This window comes from Streptomyces sp. SID8374 (assembly GCF_009865135.1).
Lineage (GTDB): Bacteria > Actinomycetota > Actinomycetes > Streptomycetales > Streptomycetaceae > Streptomyces.
Genome location: NZ_WWGH01000002.1, coordinates 1,258,586 through 1,276,172, shown reverse-complemented (window position 1 = coordinate 1,276,172; position 17,587 = coordinate 1,258,586). Strand labels below are relative to the sequence as shown.

10 protein-coding genes are annotated in these 17,587 nt (G+C 73.5%); 5 read left to right on the top strand and 5 right to left on the bottom strand.

Annotated features, from left to right (window positions below; translation table 11 throughout):
• The first annotated feature begins 40 nt into the window (after nt 1-40).
• Both GTY67_RS29070 and GTY67_RS29065 read left to right on the top strand, forming a co-directional pair.
• Nucleotides 41-1,804, top strand: a complete 1,764-nt coding sequence (locus GTY67_RS29070) for a PucR family transcriptional regulator ligand-binding domain-containing protein (protein ID WP_161280927.1) — start codon at nt 41-43, stop codon at nt 1,802-1,804.
• A gap of 162 nt (nt 1,805-1,966) precedes the next feature.
• The gene (locus GTY67_RS29065; protein ID WP_202462386.1) at nt 1,967-2,749 is read left to right on the top strand and encodes a hypothetical protein; all 783 of its coding nucleotides are present in this window, start codon (nt 1,967-1,969) and stop codon (nt 2,747-2,749) included.
• A gap of 281 nt (nt 2,750-3,030) precedes the next feature.
• Here GTY67_RS29065 and GTY67_RS29060 read toward each other — a convergent pair whose 3' ends face one another.
• Nucleotides 3,031-3,819 (bottom strand): GntR family transcriptional regulator, encoded by a 789-nt coding sequence (locus GTY67_RS29060; RefSeq protein WP_093686530.1) that lies wholly within the window; start codon nt 3,817-3,819, stop codon nt 3,031-3,033.
• Nucleotides 3,820-3,967: 148 nt separating this feature from the next.
• Between GTY67_RS29060 and GTY67_RS29055 the strand changes: the two genes are divergently transcribed.
• Complete coding sequence (locus GTY67_RS29055; protein ID WP_161280924.1) at nt 3,968-4,816, top strand: (2Fe-2S)-binding protein; 849 nt, start codon at nt 3,968-3,970, stop codon at nt 4,814-4,816.
• A 192-nt stretch (nt 4,817-5,008) separates the two neighbouring features.
• A complete protein-coding gene (locus GTY67_RS29050; protein ID WP_161280922.1) occupies nt 5,009-6,112 on the top strand; it encodes a DUF2637 domain-containing protein in 1,104 nt (367 codons plus the stop codon).
• Nucleotides 6,113-6,221: 109 nt separating this feature from the next.
• Here GTY67_RS29050 and GTY67_RS29045 read toward each other — a convergent pair whose 3' ends face one another.
• On the bottom strand, nt 6,222-6,584 hold the full coding sequence (locus tag GTY67_RS29045) for an ATP-binding protein (protein WP_093686641.1): 363 nt from the start codon (nt 6,582-6,584) through the stop codon (nt 6,222-6,224).
• 348 nt (nt 6,585-6,932) lie between these two features.
• On the opposite strand from GTY67_RS29045, the gene GTY67_RS29040 reads away from it, so the two are divergent.
• A complete protein-coding gene (locus tag GTY67_RS29040) occupies nt 6,933-10,052 on the top strand; it encodes a glycoside hydrolase family 38 C-terminal domain-containing protein (RefSeq protein ID WP_161280920.1) in 3,120 nt (1,039 codons plus the stop codon).
• Between the two features lie 12 nt (nt 10,053-10,064).
• Here GTY67_RS29040 and GTY67_RS29035 read toward each other — a convergent pair whose 3' ends face one another.
• The 3 genes from GTY67_RS29035 to GTY67_RS29025 form a co-directional block, all read right to left on the bottom strand.
• Entirely contained in the window at nt 10,065-11,807 is a 1,743-nt protein-coding gene (locus tag GTY67_RS29035) for a pyruvate dehydrogenase (protein WP_093686526.1), read from the bottom strand.
• A 118-nt stretch (nt 11,808-11,925) separates the two neighbouring features.
• A complete protein-coding gene (locus GTY67_RS29030) occupies nt 11,926-13,617 on the bottom strand; it encodes a protein phosphatase 2C domain-containing protein (RefSeq protein WP_161280918.1) in 1,692 nt (563 codons plus the stop codon).
• Nucleotides 13,618-13,782: 165 nt separating this feature from the next.
• Nucleotides 13,783-17,547, bottom strand: a complete 3,765-nt coding sequence (locus tag GTY67_RS29025; protein ID WP_161280916.1) for a S8 family serine peptidase — start codon at nt 17,545-17,547, stop codon at nt 13,783-13,785.
• Nucleotides 17,548-17,587: the final 40 nt, after the last annotated feature.

The window sequence follows — 17,587 nt, the reverse complement described above, 5'->3', positions numbered from 1 at the left end:
CCCACCTGTTCCCACCCCTAGAGAGATCGGCGGCGACGAGATGCGGCTGCGCGCACTGCTGGAGACCGACGCGCTGGGCCTGCGGCTGCTCGGCGGCGAGGACGAGCTGGACCGCACGGTCCGGGGCGTCATGACGACCGACCTGCGCGACCCCAGCCGCTACCTCTCCGGCGGCGAGCTGGTGCTGACGGGGCTGGCCTGGCGCCGGGACGCGAGCGACTCCGAGCCGTTCGTCCGGATCCTGGCGGGCGCCGGGGTGGCCGGGCTCGCGGCGGGCGAGGCGGAGCTCGGCGACATCCCGGCCGACCTGGTGGAGGCGTGCGTCCAGCACCGGCTGCCGCTCTTCGCGGTGCACGAGACCGTCGCGTTCGCAACGATCACCGAGCATGTCGTACGCCAGGTCTCCGGCGAGCGGGCGGGCGATCTGGCGGCCGTGGTGGACCGGCACCGGCGGCTGATGACCTCGGGCCCGGCGGGCGGCGGCCCCGAGGTGGTCCTCGACCTCCTCACCTCCGACCTGGACCTTCACGCCTGGGTCCTCTCCCCCACCGGCCGCCGGATCGCCGGGGCCGGCGCCCCGCTGCCCGGTCCGCTGGGCGCGGCCCTGGCCGGGCACCACCTGGCCGCGACCCGCACGGGCCGCCGGGGACCGTACCGGGCGGCCGTCGCCGGTACGACGTATTCCCTCTTCCCGATCCGGAACACCGGCCGGGGTGCGGTCCCGGCCACCCGTGACGTCCGGGAGTCGGTGCTCTCCGACTGGCTGCTCGCCGTCGAGGCGGACGCCTCGGACTGGCCCGCCGCCCGCCTGGACCTGCTCCAGGGCGTCACCCAGCTGATCGCGGTGGAGCGCGATCGCCGCGACGCGGCCCGTACGGTACGCCGACGGCTCGCCCAGGAGGTCCTGGAGCTGGTCCAGGCCGGCGCCGCCCCGGCCGAGATCGCCGCCCGGCTCCGGGTCGCCGCCCCGGTGCTCCTGCCGGGCCTCGGCGTCGCCCCGCAGTGGCAGGTCGTGGTGGCCCGGGTCGACTGGGCGGCCGACGGCGCGGCGGGCCCGGCGGGCGTCCCGGGCGAGCTCGCGGGCGGCCCGGTCGCCCAGGCCCTGCTGGAGGAGATCCTCGTCGACCCGGCGGTCAGCGGCCCCGACTCGGCCGACCGCATCGCCGTCGCCCACACGGGCGACGAGGCCATCGCCCTCGTACCGCTCCCGGCCGTGCCCGCCCCCCTCCCCGAGACGGTAGAGGACCCCACCGACAACGCGGCCGGGCCGGAGACCGGGTCCGGGGAGGCCCCGGCGGCACAGGACCCCGCGCTGCACGCCGACGCGCTGCTCGCCGCCGTACGCGAACCGCTCTCGGCGGGCCTCGCCGACGACGGGCGGCTGACACTGGGTGTCAGCGCGGCCGTGCACTCGGCCGAGGGGCTGCGCGGCGCCCTGGAGGAGGCCCGGCACGCCCGCCGGGTGGCGGCGGCCCGCCCCGGGCGGGTCTGCGCGGCCGGCCACCACGAGCTGGCCTCGCACGTGCTGCTGCTGCCGTTCGTCCCCGACGACGTCCGCCGCGCCTTCACCGCCCGGCTGCTGGACCCGCTGCGCGACTACGACCGGCGCCACCGCGCGGAGCTCATCGAGACGCTGGAAGCCTTCCTGGACTGCGACGGCTCCTGGACGCGGTGCGCGGCCCGGCCGCACCTCCACGTCAACACACTGCGCTACCGCGTCGGCCGGATCGAGCAGTTGACGGGCCGTGACCTTTCGCGGCTTGAGGACAAACTCGACTTCTTCCTCGCGCTGCGTATGAGCTGACCCGTGCGCCCCACCGAGCTCCGGTGAGCTCCCCCCGTTTGTGAATTCCTTCACCTGACATCGGTCGGACCCCTTGGCCCGGCGTGCCGATCCGTGCTGAGATGCGGCCAGACTCAACAGCACAATGGCGCGCTCGGGGAGGGCAATGTGGCGGATACCGCCATGTCTGGTTCCGGAACGACAGCAGATGACGATCCGCCGCTCCAGACAGCGGTATGGCGGCTGCGGTCCCGCGCCTGCTGGACCGATGCCGCCGCCCTGCTGGAGCCGCACGCGGCGAACGACCCGGCGGCGGCCATCCAGCGCACCGCCCTGCTGACCGAACGGTGCCTCTACACCGGCGAGGGCTGGACCGACGCCGAGGACGCGCTGCGGAGTGCGGAGGCGCTGGCCCGCACCGACGAGGAGCGGGGCGGGGCGGCCTGCGAGCGGGGCCACCTCGCCTACGCCTCGACCCTGCTGGGCGTACGGGACCGGGCCGACGAGGCGAGCGTGGCGCTGAGCCGGGCGGCGGCACTGCTGGCGCCCACCGCACCCGGACGGCCGCTGCTGGACTTCCGGCGCGGGCTGATCGCCCAGAACATCGCGGACTCCCCGCAGTCGGCGCGCGCCGCGTACCGCCGGGCGCACGCCGGGGCGGCCGCACGCGGCGACGAGCTGCTGCTCTCCTTCACCTGGCGCCACCTGGCCGCCCTGGCGCTCCAGGAGGGCGAGCTGGCCGAGGCCCGGCACGGGTTCGCGGAGTCGCTGCGGATCCGGGAGGAGCTGGGCTATCTGGTCGGTACGGCCCCGGCGCTGATCTCGCTGGCGGAGGCGGAGCCCGAACCGGAGGCGGCCAGGCTGCGCGCGGAGGCGGGCCGGCTGTTCCGGCTGCTCGGCGGCGTGCCGACCTGGCTGGCGCCGCACCTCGGGGTCCCGGGGCCCCGGCCGGCGGCGGCGAGCTGAGGACGGCGCCGGGGGCGCCCCGGCTCGTCGAGGTGATCGGCCGGACGGCGTACACCCAGCGCATCGGGGTGGCCGACCTGACGGCGTAAGCACGGCCCGTCCGGGTGACCGGCCGGACGGCGTACGCCGGGTCGCGAGGCCGGACCGCGTACGCGGGCGGCCGTCACCGGCAGGCCGGGGCGCGCGGCCGAACAGCGTACGCCGGGGCCGTCGCCCGCAGGCCCGGTGGCGAGGCCGGACGGCGCCGGACCGCGCACGCGGGCGCACCCCCGCGCGGCCCGTCAGCCCTCCGCGCCCGTGAAGTGCTCCCGTACGAGGGCCTGGACGACGGCCAGGTCCTGGGCGGTCAGGGCGTCCAGCAGCGCGGTGTGCTCGGCGGCGTCCGCCAGCAGGTCGGCCCGGCGCGTGGCGGGGCCCGCGACCAGCGGCCACTGCGAGCGGCGGTGCAGCTCGTCGGCGACCGCCACCAGCTGCTCGTTGCCCGCCAGGGCGAGGACCGCGCGGTGGAAGGCCCGGTCGGACTCGGCGTAGCTCGCCCGGTCGCCCACTGCCGCCGCCGTGACCGTCGCGTCGGCCAGCGGACGCAGCGCGCTCCACCGCTCCGCCGGAACGGTGCGGGCCAGTCGCAGCATCACCGGTACCTCGATCAGGGCACGTACCTCGGCCAGCTCCGCCAGCTCACGGGGCCCGCGCTCGCTGACCCGGAAGCCCCGGTTCGGCACCACCTCGACGGCGCCCTCGGTGGCCAGCTGCTGCATCGCCTCGCGCACCGGGGTGGCGGAGACCCCGAAGCGGGCGCCGAGCGCGGGGGCGGAGTAGACCTGGCCGGGGGTCAGCTCGCCGTCGACGAGAGCGGCGCGCAGGGCCTGGAGGATCTGGCCCCGGACGGAGTGCCGGACCACACGCGGGGCGGGCGGCTCGCTGTGGGTGTGCTCGCCCCGGACCGCGGCCATGTCCTGCGGACGGTCGCCGCGCACCTGTTCGGGCACCCGGCCGGCCGCCGGGGCGCCCGCGTACGCGCCGGGCAGGTACGGCGGCCGTACGCCCTCACGCGCGCTGCTCTCCTCCACCCGGACCTCCTAGAGGGTGTCGCGCGGGCCGGCTCGCGCGGGCCCGGCCCCCCGTGCACGATAGAGGGAGGAGGCCGCAGTTCAAACATCGATCGCGTCGGGTAAGGTAAGCCTTACCTGCAAACGATCCCGATTCGGTGGTCCCTGCATGACCCTCACTCCGCTGCTCACCGGCGCCGCGACGTCCCCTGTGACCGCCGCGTACGCCCGTCTGACCGAGGTCTTCCCCGGGCTGCGCGCCGAGGTCCTCGACGAGGGCGCGAGCGCCCCGTCCGGCGCCGGCTGGGTCGGCGCGGCCGAGCTGGCCGCCGGCGGAGCCGCCGTGGACACCTTCCTGGCCTGGGACAACGCCCAGGTGCTGCGGGACTACGGACAGCAGGCCCGCCCCGACGTGGTGGCCAGCTTCGGCCTCCACCGGTACGCCTGGCCCGCCTGCCTGCTGGTGACCGTGCCCTGGTTCCTGCAACGGCGGGTGCCGCGCATCCCGGTCGAGGACGTCGCCTTCCAGCGGGCGCTGGGGCACATGACCGTGCGGGTCCGCGAGTTCGCCTGCCTGCCGGACGACCCGGCGGCCGCCCTGCCCGGCGCCCGGGTGGTGGCCGACGAGGAGGCGCTGCGGGCCGAGGTCCTGGCCGCCCTCACCGAGCACCTGGAGCCGGTGCTGACGGGGTTCGGGCCGCGCATGCGGCGGGGGAAGCGGGCGCTGTGGGGGATGGCGACGGACGAGATCGTCGAGGGCCTCTGGTACGTCGCGCACCTGCTCGGCGAGGAGCGCCGCGCGATGGCCGAGCTGGAGCTGCTGCTCCCCGGCACCACGAAGCCGTACGTCGGCACCGCGGGCTTCCGTGAGCTGACCGGACCCGAGGGGCAGTCGCTGCCGACCCGGGACCGGGCGAGCTGCTGCCTCTTCTACACGCTGCGTCCCGAGGACACGTGTGTCACCTGCCCGCGTACCTGTGACGCGGACCGGGTGCGGAAGCTCGCCGCCGCTTCCTGATCCACACCGCCCGTCCGGATGATGTGGAATCGAACGCAACTCGGTTGAACCGCGCGGCCGTTCGAGAAGATTCCACCCATCGATAGCCTCTCCCACCCCCATGGCGTGCTCTTGTCCCGAAACCCGCGGAGCGGGACGGGAATTCCGTCACGATGGCGCACGAAACGCCCTACGTGACGCAAGGGACCGCGCATGAGACTGACCGACATATCGCTTGACTGGCTGCTTCCGGGCGCCGTGCTGCTCGTGGGAGTCATGGCGGCGGTGACGGTGGTCGCACGCGGCAAGCGTGCCGCCGGCAAGGCCGCGGCCGACGACTCCTGGGAACGCAGCGAGGAGCGCCGCAGGCGCAAGGAAGCGCTGTACGCCACCGCCAGTTACGTCCTGCTGTTCTGCTGCGCGGCCGTCGCCGCCGCGCTCTCCTTCCACGGGCTCGTCGGCTTCGGCCGGCAGAACCTGAACCTCACCGGCGGCTGGGAGTACCTGGTCCCGTTCGGACTGGACGGCGCCGCGATGTTCTGTTCCGTGCTGGCCGTACGGGAGGCGAGCCACGGAGACGCGGCGCTCGGCTCCCGGCTGCTGGTGTGGACGTTCGCCGGGGCCGCCGCCTGGTTCAACTGGGTGCACGCCCCGCGCGGCATGGACCACGCGGGTGCGCCGCACTTCTTCGCGGGCATGTCCCTGTCGGCCGCGGTGCTCTTCGACCGCGCGCTGAAGCAGACCCGCCGGGCCGCGCTGCGCGAACAGGGCCTGGTGCCCCGTCCGTTGCCGCAGATCCGGATCGTCCGCTGGCTGCGGGCGCCCCGGGAGACCTTCGGCGCCTGGTCGCTGATGCTCCTGGAAGGCGTCCGCACGCTGGACGAGGCGGTGGACGAGGTGCGGGAGGACCGCAAGGAGCGGGAGCAGGACCGGCTGCGCCGACGCGACCAGGAGAAGCTGGACCGGGCCCGCATCAAGGCCCTGAACCGGCAGAACCGGGTCTGGGGACGCGGCGACCGGGCCGGCCACCAGGTGGACGTCCCGGCCCTCGCCCCGGCGTCGGGCGGCGCGGCGCCGCCCGTCGCGGAGCCCGCCATAGCAGAGCCGGGTCAGCTGCCTCTGCGACCCCGGCCATCCCTGCAAGCCGTCGGCCCGACCCAGCCGGCGGACGGTTCGAGCTCGAAGAGCCTCGGCCCTTCGAACCCGGGAAGTGACGCACGGACGGTCGACCTCACCGCCGAGGACGACACCCAGGCACTCCCCCGACTCGACTCGCTGGAACAGAAACTGAAGGATCTGGAGCAGCAGTTCGGCTGAGGACGCGTTCCGGCCGCCCCCGGAAGGAGGCCGGTCGGGCATCCCTCTGAGGGAGCCGGTCCGGCCAACTCCTGGGGGGGGCGGTCGCGCCACCCCCGAGGGCGGCCGGTCAGCCCCCTCCGCCGCGCAGCTCGAACCAGACCACCTTGCCCAGGGCCCGCGCCTCGACCCCCCAGGCGTCGGCCATGCTCCGCACCAGGATCAGCCCCCTGCCGTGCGTACCGTCGTCGGCGTTCGGTACGTACGGCGCGGGCAGGTCCGCTTCAAAGTCCTGGACCTCCACCCGTAAGGCCACGGGGGTCGCCGTCGCGGTGACCACGGCCCCGTGCCGGGTGTGGATCAGCGCGTTGGTCACCAGCTCGCTCAGCAGCAGCTCCGCCGCCTCGATCTGTTCGGGGCCGGAGCGATGTCGGAGGAACTCCCGCAGTTCACGCCGGACTTCTCCCACCGCCGACCGTTCCGTATGGCCCACCCTGCGGTGCATCCGGGCCGGCTGCTGCGGCGCAACGCCCGGTCTCCGCCCCCGGGGGCCGCGTCCCTCGCCGGCCTGGGCCCTCTTCTGACGCTTCACCATGTCCCCCGCCCGCACCGCGATCCGACCTCCTTCGTCCCGGCCGTCCGTCGAACGGCCTCACGGGATGCATGCCCCTGTACGCACACCGTCACGCTTGGCAGGGCCGGAGAGAAGAGCGCGGGCCGAGGCAGCGGGGGGCGCACGGGGAGACTGGCCCCGCACACGCTTCCAGGGGTGCTCCGGGCGGTGCCGGGGGAATGATCCTGGGCCACAGCAGCAACCAGGCGGAGCCCCGGAGGAGCCGAGATGCACGACGACCGCACCCTGGTGGAGGGCCGTCTGGAACGGGCCCTGCACCAGTTCATCCGCCCCGCGCAGTACGCCGCCCGCGCCCCGCTGGCCCTGTCCGTCTGGCATGCGCCGGGCGAGCCCGTGCCGGTGGCCGAGGCCCTGGAAGCGGCGTACGAGCCGTTCACGGCCGGTACGGAGTGGGGGAAGCCGTGGTCCACCAGCTGGTTCCGGCTCACGGGGGCGGTCCCGGAGGAGTGGGCGGGGCGCCGGGTGGAGGTGGTCATCGACCCGGGGTTCACCGGTCAGGGGCCCGGGTTCCAGGCGGAAGGCATGCTGTACGACCATCTGGGCGTCCCCCTCAAGGGTGTTCATCCCCGCAACCGCCACCTCACCGTCGCCCACCCGGCGGCGGGCGGCGAACCGGTCGGTCTGCTCCTGGAGGCGGCCGCCAACCCGGCCGTCCTGGAGCACGGCTTCGAGCCGACGCCGCTCGGTGACATCCGGACGGCGGGCGACCGGCCGCTGTACCGCTTCGCCTCCGCCGACCTCGCGGTGCTGGACGAGGAGGTCTGGCATCTCGTCCTGGACATCGAGGTGCTCTCCGAGCTGATGCGGGAGCTGCCCGCCGACCGCTCGCGCCGCCACGAGATCCTGCGCGCCCTCGAAGCGCTGCTGGACGCCCTTGACCTGCACGATGTCTCCGGTACGGCGGCCGCCGGGCGGGCCGCGCTCACCGAGGTGCTGACCCGCCCCGCCTCCGCGAGCGCCCACCGGATCTCGGCGGCCGGGCACGCCCACATCGACTCGGCCTGGCTCTGGCCGCTGCGCGAGAGCGTCCGCAAGGCGTCCCGTACGTTCGCCAATGTCACCGCCCTCGCCAAGGACTACCCGGAGCTGGTCTTCGCCTGCTCGCAGGCCCAGCAGTACGCCTGGGTCAAGGAGCACCAGCCGCACATCTGGGAGCGGATCAAGGAGGCGGTGGCGGCGGGGCAGTGGGCGCCGGTCGGGTCGATGTGGGTGGAGTCGGACGCCAACATGCCGGGCGGGGAGGCGCTGGCCCGCCAACTCGTGCACGGCAAGAGGTTCTTCCGGGAGGAGCTGGGGGTCGATACGGAGGAGATCTGGCTGCCGGACTCCTTCGGCTATACCGCCGCCTTCCCTCAACTGGCCCGGCTGGCGGGGGTGCGGTGGTTCCTCACCCAGAAGCTGTCGTGGAACCAGGACAACAGGATGCCGCACCACTCCTTCTGGTGGGAGGGCATCGACGGCACCCGGGTCTTCACCCACTTCCCGCCGGTCGACACGTACAACGCACAGCTGCACGCCCGCGAACTGGCCCGCGCCGAGCGGAACTTCGCCGAGAAGGGCCGGGCCACCCGTTCGCTGGTCCCGTTCGGCTGGGGCGACGGAGGGGGCGGCCCGACCCGGGAGATGGTGGAGCGGGCCCGCAGGCTGCGGGATCTGGAGGGCTCGCCCCGGGTGGAGATCGAGAAGCCCTCGGCCTTCTTCGCGGCGGCCGAGGAGGAGTACGGGGAGCAGGCTCCCGTCTGGTCGGGCGAGCTCTACCTGGAGCTGCACCGGGCGACGTACACCACGCAGGCGAAGACCAAGCAGGGCAACCGCCGCAGCGAACACCTCCTGCGCGAGGCCGAGTTGTGGGCGACGGCAGCGGCCCTGCGCTCGCCCTCCTCCTACCGCTACCCGTACGAGCGGCTGGACCGCATCTGGAAGACCGTGCTGCTCCACCAGTTCCACGACATCCTGCCCGGCTCGTCGATCGCCTGGGTGCACCGCGAGGCGCGCGACACCTACGAGGAGGTGCGGGCCGAGCTGGCGGAGCTGGTCGCCGAGGCGGTGACCTCGCTGGGTGCGGCCGAGGGGATGGTGGCGCTCAACTCCTCGCCGTACGAGCGCAGTCAGGTGATGGAGCTGGACGCGGAGGCGGCCGGGGTGCTGCCGTCCGGGGCCCATGTCCAGGAGCTGGGCGAGGGCCGGGCGGCGGTGCTCGCCAGGAGTCCGGGGCTCGGGGCGGGGCTGCTGGACGGGGCGGCGGTGCCGGAGCGTCCGGTGACGGTGGCCGTGGCCGAGGGCGGCGGCATCGTGCTGGACAACGGGCTGCTGCGGGTCACCGTGGACCGGGACGGGCTGGTGTCGGGGGTGCGGGACCTGGCGGCGGGGCGCGAGGTGCTGGTCCCGGGCGGGCGGGCCAACCTCCTCCAGCTGCACCCGGACCACCCCAACCACTGGGACGCCTGGGACCTCGACCGGCACTACCGCCGCACCCGCACCGATCTGACCGGCGCCGATACGGTGGCGCCGATCGAGGAGGGCCCGCTGCGGGCGGCGGTGCGGGTGGTGCGGACGTTCGGGAAGTCCACCCTCGTACAGGAGTTGCGGCTCACGGCGGGGAGCCGGCAACTCGACATCGACACCGAGGTGGACTGGCAGGAGTCGGAGAAGGTGCTCAAGGCGGCCTTCCCGCTGGACGTGCACGCCGAACGGTCCACCGCAGAGATCCAGTTCGGCCATGTCCACCGCCCGACCCACACCAACACCAGCTGGGACGCGGCCCGTTACGAGATCTGCGCACACCGCTGGCTGCGGGTCGCCGAGCCCGGCTACGGCATCGCGCTGCTCAACGACTCGACGTACGGCCACGATGTGACGCGCGCCCCGCTCCACGCCGGCGGTGTGGGCACCACCGTCCGCCTCACCCTGCTGCGCGCCCCGCACAGCCCGGACCCGCACACCGACCTGGGCACGCACCGCTTCCGCTACGCACTGGCGCCCGGTGCGGAGGTGACCGACGCGGTACGGGAGGGGCTCGCGCTCAACCTGCCGCTGCGGGCGGCGGTGGCCCCGGCCGTGCCGTCGCTCGTGGAGACCGGGCATCCCGCCGTGACGGTGGAAGCGGTCAAGCTCGCGGAGGACCGCAGCGGGGATGTGATCGTACGGCTCTACGAGTCGGCGGGCGGCCGGGCGGATGCCCGGCTCAGCGTGGCCTTCCCCGTGATCCGGGCGCAGATCACCGACCTGCTGGAGGAGCCGCTGCACCCGGCGGTCACCGACGACCGGGGCCTGGTCCTGGAGCTGCGGCCGTTCCAGATCCTGACGGTACGGCTCACCCCGGCCTGAGTGCCACGACCCTCAAGGGCGGGGCACGTTACGGAGGTTGGAGCGGGCCATCTGGAGCATCCGGCCCACTCCGCCGTCCAGCACGACCTTGCTCGCCGAGAGGGCGAAGCCGGTGACCATGTCGGCCTTGATCTTCGGCGGGATGGAGAGCGCGTTGGGGTCGGTCACCACATCGACGAGCGCGGGCCCCTTGTGCTTGAAGGCATCCTTCAGCGCGCCCTCCAGCTGCTTGGGCTTCTCGACCCGCACCCCGTACGCCCCGCAGGCGCGGGCCACGGCGGCGAAGTCCGGGTTCTTGTTGGTGGTGCCGTAGGCCGGGAGTCCGCCGACCATCATCTCCAACTCCACCATGCCCAGCGAGGAGTTGTTGAACAGGACCACCTTCACCGGCAGGTCGTACTGGACGAGGGTGAGGAAGTCGCCCATCAGCATGGAGAATCCGCCGTCGCCCGACATCGCGACGACCTGCCGGTTCCGGTCGGTGAACTGGGCGCCGATCGCCTGCGGCAGCGCGTTGGCCATCGAACCGTGGGAGAACGAACCGATCACCCGGCGCTTGCCGTTGGGCGTCAGATAGCGGGCGGCCCAGACGTTGTTCATCCCGGTGTCGACGGTGAACACGGCGTCCTCGTCGGCCATGTCGTCCAGCACGGAGGCGACGTACTCGGGGTGGATCGGGGTGTGCTTCTCGACCTTGCGGGTGTACGCCTTGACGACCCCCTCCAGTGCGTCGGCATGCTTCTTCAGCATCCGGTCGAGGAACTTGCGGTCGGTCTTGGGCTGCACGCGGGGCGTCAGACAGCGCAGCGTCTCCCGTACGTCACCCCACACCGCGAGGTCCAGCTTGGAGCGGCGCCCCAGGTGTTCGGGGCGGACATCGACCTGGACGATCTTCACATCGTCCGGAAGGAACGCGTTGTACGGGAAGTCCGTGCCGAGGAGGATCAGCAGGTCGCACTCGTTGGTCGCCTCGTAGGCGGCGCCGTAGCCGAGCAGCCCGCTCATGCCGACGTCGTACGGGTTGTCGTACTGGATGAACTCCTTGCCGCGCAGCGCGTGCCCGACCGGGGACTTCACCTTCTCGGCGAACTGCATCACCTCGGCGTGCGCACCGGCCGTGCCGCTGCCGCAGAACAGCGTCACCCGTTTGGCCTCGTCCACCATTCGGCAGAACTTGTCGATCTCGTCGTCCCCGGGGCGCACGGTGGGCCGTGAGGTGACGAGGGCGTGTTCGACGGTCTTCTCGGGGGCGGTCTTGGAGGCGATGTCGCCCGGCATCGTCACGACGCTGACGCCGCCCTGGCCGATGGCGTGCTGGATGGCCGTCTGGAGGAGGCGCGGCATCTGCTCCGGGTTGGAGATCATCTCGTTGTAGTGGCTGCACTCCTGGAAGAGCAGCTCCGGATGGGTCTCCTGGAAGTAGCCGAGCCCGATCTCGCTGGAGGGGATGTGCGAGGCGAGGGCGAGGACCGGGGCCATGGAGCGGTGCGCGTCGTACAGGCCGTTGATGAGGTGCAGGTTGCCCGGCCCGCAGGAGCCGGCGCAGGCCGCCAGGTTCCCGGTGATCTGCGCCTCGGCCCCGGCCGCGAAGGCGGCGGTCTCCTCGTGCCGGACATGGATCCAGTCGATGGCCGAGTTACGCCGAATGGCGTCCACGACGGGGTTCAGGCTGTCGCCGACGACGCCGTACAGGCGCTTGACGCCCGCCCTGGCGAGGATGTCGACGAACTGCTCCGCCACGTTCTGCTTGGCCATGGGTGTGCGCCCTTCCCTTGCCCCGTGCTCCGTGCACTGTCGGTTGTCCGGACTCCGGAGGCCGAAACATCGGCCGGACGTACGGCCTCCGGAGTCCATCAACCCACGACGTGCGCGGTTACGCCTCCCAGACGGCCGCGCACGTGCGGTCGTCGGCGTACCCCTTGATCCGGAGCTGGGTGTCGGCGAGGAAGGCGGGCAGCCCGGGCGGCCCCGGCGGGCCCCAGCGCTCGGCCAGCTCGTCGGGAAGCTCCGGTTCACCGCGCATCGGCTCGGCGAACCCGTTGCTACAGAGCATCAGTGTGTCGCCCGGGCGGGCCACGGAGGCCCGGAAGCGGAAGAGCTCGGCGGGCGGCGGGGCGGGGCCGTCGCTGTACGGGGACGGGGGCGTGGTGATCTGGAGGTCCATGGTCAGCCGGTCGCCCTCCGGCCCTTCCTCGCTCACGCCGTCGCCGGATGAGGCGGACTCCTCCGGAATCACCGGCTCCAGGTCCTGCCAGAGCCCGTCGCGGAGCCGGAAGAGGCCGCCGCTGCCGACGCCGAAGAAGACCCGGGTGCGGCAGTCGGGGTCGGCGGAGAGCAACAGGCACCGCAGGCTGGTGGTGTACTCCCCCGGTTCGAGGCCGAGTTCGGCGGCGCGGGCCCGCAGCTTGCCGTAGGTACGGTCGGTGAGCCGGTGCAGCCCCGACTTGAGGTCGGCCCGGCGGCCCGCCCTTATGTCCTCGGAGAGCCGGGCGTGGCTGCGGGCCACAGCCCCGCCGATCCACCGGCAGGCGTCGGCCGCCGCGAGATGCGCCCCTTCCCCACCCCGTACGCCCCCGGCCACGGCGACGAGCACGAGGGCGCTCTCGCCCGCCCCGAACCGGGCGGTGAGCAGCGCGTCGCGCCGGGGCTCGCCCCGGAACCGGGCGGAGTCGCCCCGCACGGAGGCGGCCCGCAGGGTGTACGCCCCGTACCGCGCGCCGTCCAGCACGGTGTCGGGGACCAGGGTGTCCAGGTTCTCCGAGGTGGCGGCGGGCAGGGCGGCGGGCTCGGCGTCATAGGTGGGCGGCCGGTCCCCAAGATGGCCGACGAGGGGCCGGGCCCCGCCGCCCCCGTCGGCCGGTGCGTCGCTCGCGGCCCAGTCCGGGGGCAGCTCGTGCAGGGCGCTGGGGTCGGGGGCGGGGCCGGGTTCGGCGACCGGCGGGGCGGGCGGCGGCTCGGGCTCGGGCGGCTTCGGCGCGGCGAAGGTGCGGGGGCCGGGCGGGGCGGCAGGGGCTTCCCAGGGGGCGGGGAAGACGGTGTTACGGGGACCGGGGACGGCGACGGGGCGCGCCTCCGGCTCCGGCCTCTTCTCCGGCTCCTCGTAGGACTCGGGCTGTCGGTAGGGGTCCCAGGCCGTACGGGGGTCCGGTTTCCGCTCCCGCGGCGGGGCCGGCTGCGGGGGCGGCTTCAGCTCCGACCGCAGGTCCGGGTGCGCGTCCGGTCTCCGCTCCGCCTGAGGGTCCAGCTCCGGCTGCGGGTTCAGCTCCGGCTGCGACGCCGGAGGCAGTTCCTCCTCCGAGTCCGGTTTCAGCTCCTCCTCCACCCGCGGCACCGGCTCCGGTCTCCGCTCCGGAGCCGGCCCCGCGTACGCGTCCCGGTCGGTGGTGGCGCCAGCGGTCTCCCGCTGGTGGCCCACCGCCTGGCTCACCGTGTCCGACACGGAGTCGAAGCGGTCGTCGAGGCTGTCGGGCGCGCTGCTCGGACCGGCGTCCGGCGCGGTGTCGTCGTACAGCTTCCGCCACCAGTCGTCCTCATGGGCGGCGGGCTTCTCCCCCTGCTGACTCATGCCCTTATTGTCCACCGCGGACCCCGCCCGAAAACGGGGCATCCGGAAAAAGTGGCCCGGAAATGAGGTCCGCCGGGCGGCCCCACCCCCCACGGGAAGGACGCCCGGCGGACCGGTCGGTGTGATCAGCGGATCACCGGTTCAGCGGCTGGTCGGATCGGTGGATCACCGTACGGCGTAGGCGTCGTTCACGGTCTGCACGACGGAGTTGCCGTGCGCGTCCGTGAGTTCGGTCCTCAGCGTGACCGTCCGCCCCGCCGCCCCGGCGTGGTCCACGGTCGCCGTCCACCGGCCGCCCTGCTGGGCCGTGGCGGCCGCGTGCCAGGTCTCGCCACCGTCGTACGAGAAGGAGACCGCGGCCCTGGTCAGCCTGCCGGGCGTGTAGCCCGCGTGGCCGGTGGCGGTGAGGCCCATGCGCTGACCGTCCTGCGCGGGGACGGTCTTCATCCCGTCGGCGGGAACGTCGTAGCGCGGGAAGAGCAGCGGGAGCCCCTGCGACTCGACCTCCGGCTTCCGCTCGGAACGGAACTTCCAGGTGGTCTCGGTCTGGGTGGACCGCTTCCAGACGGCGGCGGGCGAGCCGATCTTCGCGGTGGTCAGGGTGAGTTCGTACGCGGCGTCCTCGGCGGGCACGGTGAAGGCGCCGAACGGGTAGCCGCTGCTCCCGACGGATTCGCCGTTCCGGCTGAGCTCTACGTTGCCGATGTCGCCGAACGAGCCCTGCTGACCGATGTGTTCGGTGTCGGTCATGAACGCCGGTGCGACACCGATCACGTTGTCCTGCCGCTCACCGGCGAGCAGTTCCCCGCCCTCCGCGTCCCGTGGGGCGCCGGGGACGATGAGGCCCCGGTACCACGCCTCGGTCGCGGTCCGACCGGCCTGGTACGTACGGGGTTTGCCCGTCATCAGCTCGCCCCACGGGAAGCTGGACGAGAGCATCTTCTGCCAGACGGTGTCGCCCGCCGTGTAGAACTCGGTGCGCCTGCCCGGTGCGGCGACCACGTCCGTGCCGGACGCGCCGAACGTCGCGCCGTAGGGCCGGGAGACCAGGAGCGTATCGACGAAGTCGGCGGCCACGCCCATGGATTCATGGGTGGAGACGACCGAACCGAGCTTCCTGTCCCGGACCTTGTAGGTGCGGTCCGAGGTGACCTGCCCCTTCTCCGGGAAGGACAGGTTGTAGACGAACGGGCTGACGGCGGTGGCCTTCCAGGAGACCTCGGCCTTCCCCTTGCCGAGCGCCTTCGTCAGTACGGCGGCCTCGTCGGCCCGCAGGCCGAGGACCGGCAGGGGCGCGGCCCCGTAGCCGACGCCGGGCTTCCAGTCACCGGCCGAGGGGCGGTGCACCAGGAGCGCGGTGGCTCCGGCCCCCTCGGCGTCCCGCGCCTGGGTGAGGACGCTGGATGCCCCGTCGTCCACCTTCACCAGGGCGACCTTGCCCCGCGCCCCGGCGGCTGCCAGTTCGGCCGGGGTGCCCGTACCGGCGTCGACGACCTCGGCGCGGCCGGTGCCGTCCAGGTTGACCGAGCCGGTGGTGGCGGGCCGGGGGTGCAGGTCGGCGCCGCCGATGAGGGAGAACTTCTGGATCTGCGGGGCGTAGGCGCGCCAGAAGGAGGCGAACTCGAACTCCCCGCCCTTCGCCTTCCCTTGGACATCCACCAGATAGTCCTTCACGGTCCCGGACCCGGAGATCGACCCGGCGTGCAGCCAGGTGTCGTCCCAACTGCGCCCGAACGAAAGGGTCGCGCCGCGTGTCTCGCTCGCCCGGTCCTCGGTGGCCACCCGCAGGCGGTGCGCCTTCCGGGCGTCCAGGACGAGGGTCGTGTCCTTGGTCAGGTTCAGCTGAGGGCGTGCCAGATAGCCGACGGAGGCGACGAGTTGGCCGGTGGCGTCCGTGGTGTCGGGTGTGGCGATGAAGCTGGAGACGAAGTAGGCGCCGGGGCGGAGCTGGTACGTCTGGTCGGTGGCGCCCTCGTTGAAGCGGCGTTCGCCGGAGGCGGTGTCGGTGCCGATGAGGTCGACTGAGGAGACGCCGTCCGCGGGCTTGCCCGCCCGGTCGATGAGCTTGACGCGCAGGGTGACGGTCTCCGGGGCCACGTACAGGGAGAACGGGGTGGAGACCGCCACTCCCCCGGTGGCCGTGGCGAGGACCCGGCCGGTGACGTCCCCGTACTGGGCGGCGGTCAGGCGCGCGGTGGGATCGAGGGCGAGGGGGATCTCGACGCTCGCCCCGGCGGGCACGGTGACGGACTTCCGGCCGAGGGTGGCGGCCTTCGAGCGGACGGCCGAGCCGTCGTTGCCGGTGACGCCCGCGACCTTCAGGGAGAGCTTCACCGGCTTGTCGCCCGTGTTGGTGTACGGCACGGAGACGGTGGTGCGATCGCTGCTGTCCTGGGGCCAGTTGAAGGTGCCGCCCTGGAGGGCGGGGGCGCCGAGCACCGGCGTACGGATCGCGCGGTCGACGTCGAGGCGGCCGCCTCCGATCTCGCGTACGTCGCCGGGGACGGCGCTCTTCGCGGAGGAGACCAGCGCCGCCTTGACCTGCTGGGCGCTCCACTCCGGGTGGCGCTGCTTGACGACGGCGGCGGCACCGGCGACGTGCGGGGCCGCCATCGACGTACCGGACATGGCCCGGTACGCCTGGGAGCCTCGTCCCCCGGCGGACGCGGCAGAGATGGCGACGCCGGGTGCGGTGATCTCGGGCTTGAGGGTGTGCGAGACGATCGTGGGGCCCCGGCTGGAGAAGTTCGCGGTGGTGTCGTCGCGGTCGACCGCGCCCACCGTCAGGACGCCGGGTGCGCAGCCGGGCGAGGAGACGGTGTTCAGGGACGGGCCGAGGTTTCCGGCGGCGACCACGAACAGGGTGTCCTTGTTCTTGCCCAGCTCCTCGGCGGCCAGGCTCATCGGGTCGGTGCAGTCGGTGGGCTCCGCGCTGCCGAGGCTCATGGAGACGACGTCGGCCTTGTTGTCGACGGCCCACTGCATGCCCGCGATGATCCAGGAGGCGGCGCCCGAGCCGCTGTCGTTGAGGACCTTGCCGACCATGAGGCCGGCGCCGGGCGCGACGCCCTTGTTCTTTCCGTCGCTGGCCGCGCCGGAGCCGCCCACGGTGGACGCGACATGGGTTCCGTGGCCCTGGCGGTCGTCGGTGGTGTCGGAGTCGGTGAAGTTCTGCGCTGCGGTGATCCGGCCTGCCAGGTCCGGGTGTTGGGCGTCGGCGCCGGTGTCCAGGACGGCGACCTTGGTGCCGGTGCCGTCGTATCCGGCGGCCCAGGCACGGTCGGCGCCGACCTGTTTCGTCGACTTGTCGAGAGTGGCCTGAACCTTGCGGTCCAGCCAGAGCTTCTTGAGTCCGGAGCCCGCCCGGGAGCGGGGTGCGGTGATGTCGGCCCAGAAGGCGGCGGTCCGCTTCTTGTCGGCCTTCAGCGCGAGGCCGTCGATCACGCCGAGGGCCTGGCCGCGCTCGGCGCCGCGCGGGGTGGCGGGGGCGGTGCGGGCGGTGTCGCCGGTGTAGGTGGCGATCAGCGGGACGGAGCCGGTGCGGCTGTCGTCGTAGCCCTGGCGGATCAGTCCGGTGACGTTGAAGAGTTCCTCGTCGACGGCGCCCCGGGCGAGCGCGGAGACGGCGGTGTCCGGGTAGACGTACAGGTCGCGGCCGGACTGCCGGGTCTGGACGAGCGGGGTGGAACCGTCCGGGCGGGGCAGGGCCGTGGCGGCGGAGGCGCCCGAGGCGTCCGTGGTCACCAGCACCTTGTCGCCGGTGACGAGGGTCAGCGTGACGGGCTTCGGGCCGGCCGGGGCCGCACGGCCGGTGAGCGGTCGGTCGGCGGCTCGCTCGTCCGGTGGCGCCGCCACGGACGGTGCGATCGCGGTGACGGCGAGGACGGCGGCGGACGCCGCCCCGAGTGCCGTACGCGATATCGGGCGCATCGCTCTCCCCAGGTCGTTCCGGAACGAAGCAGCCGAAGAG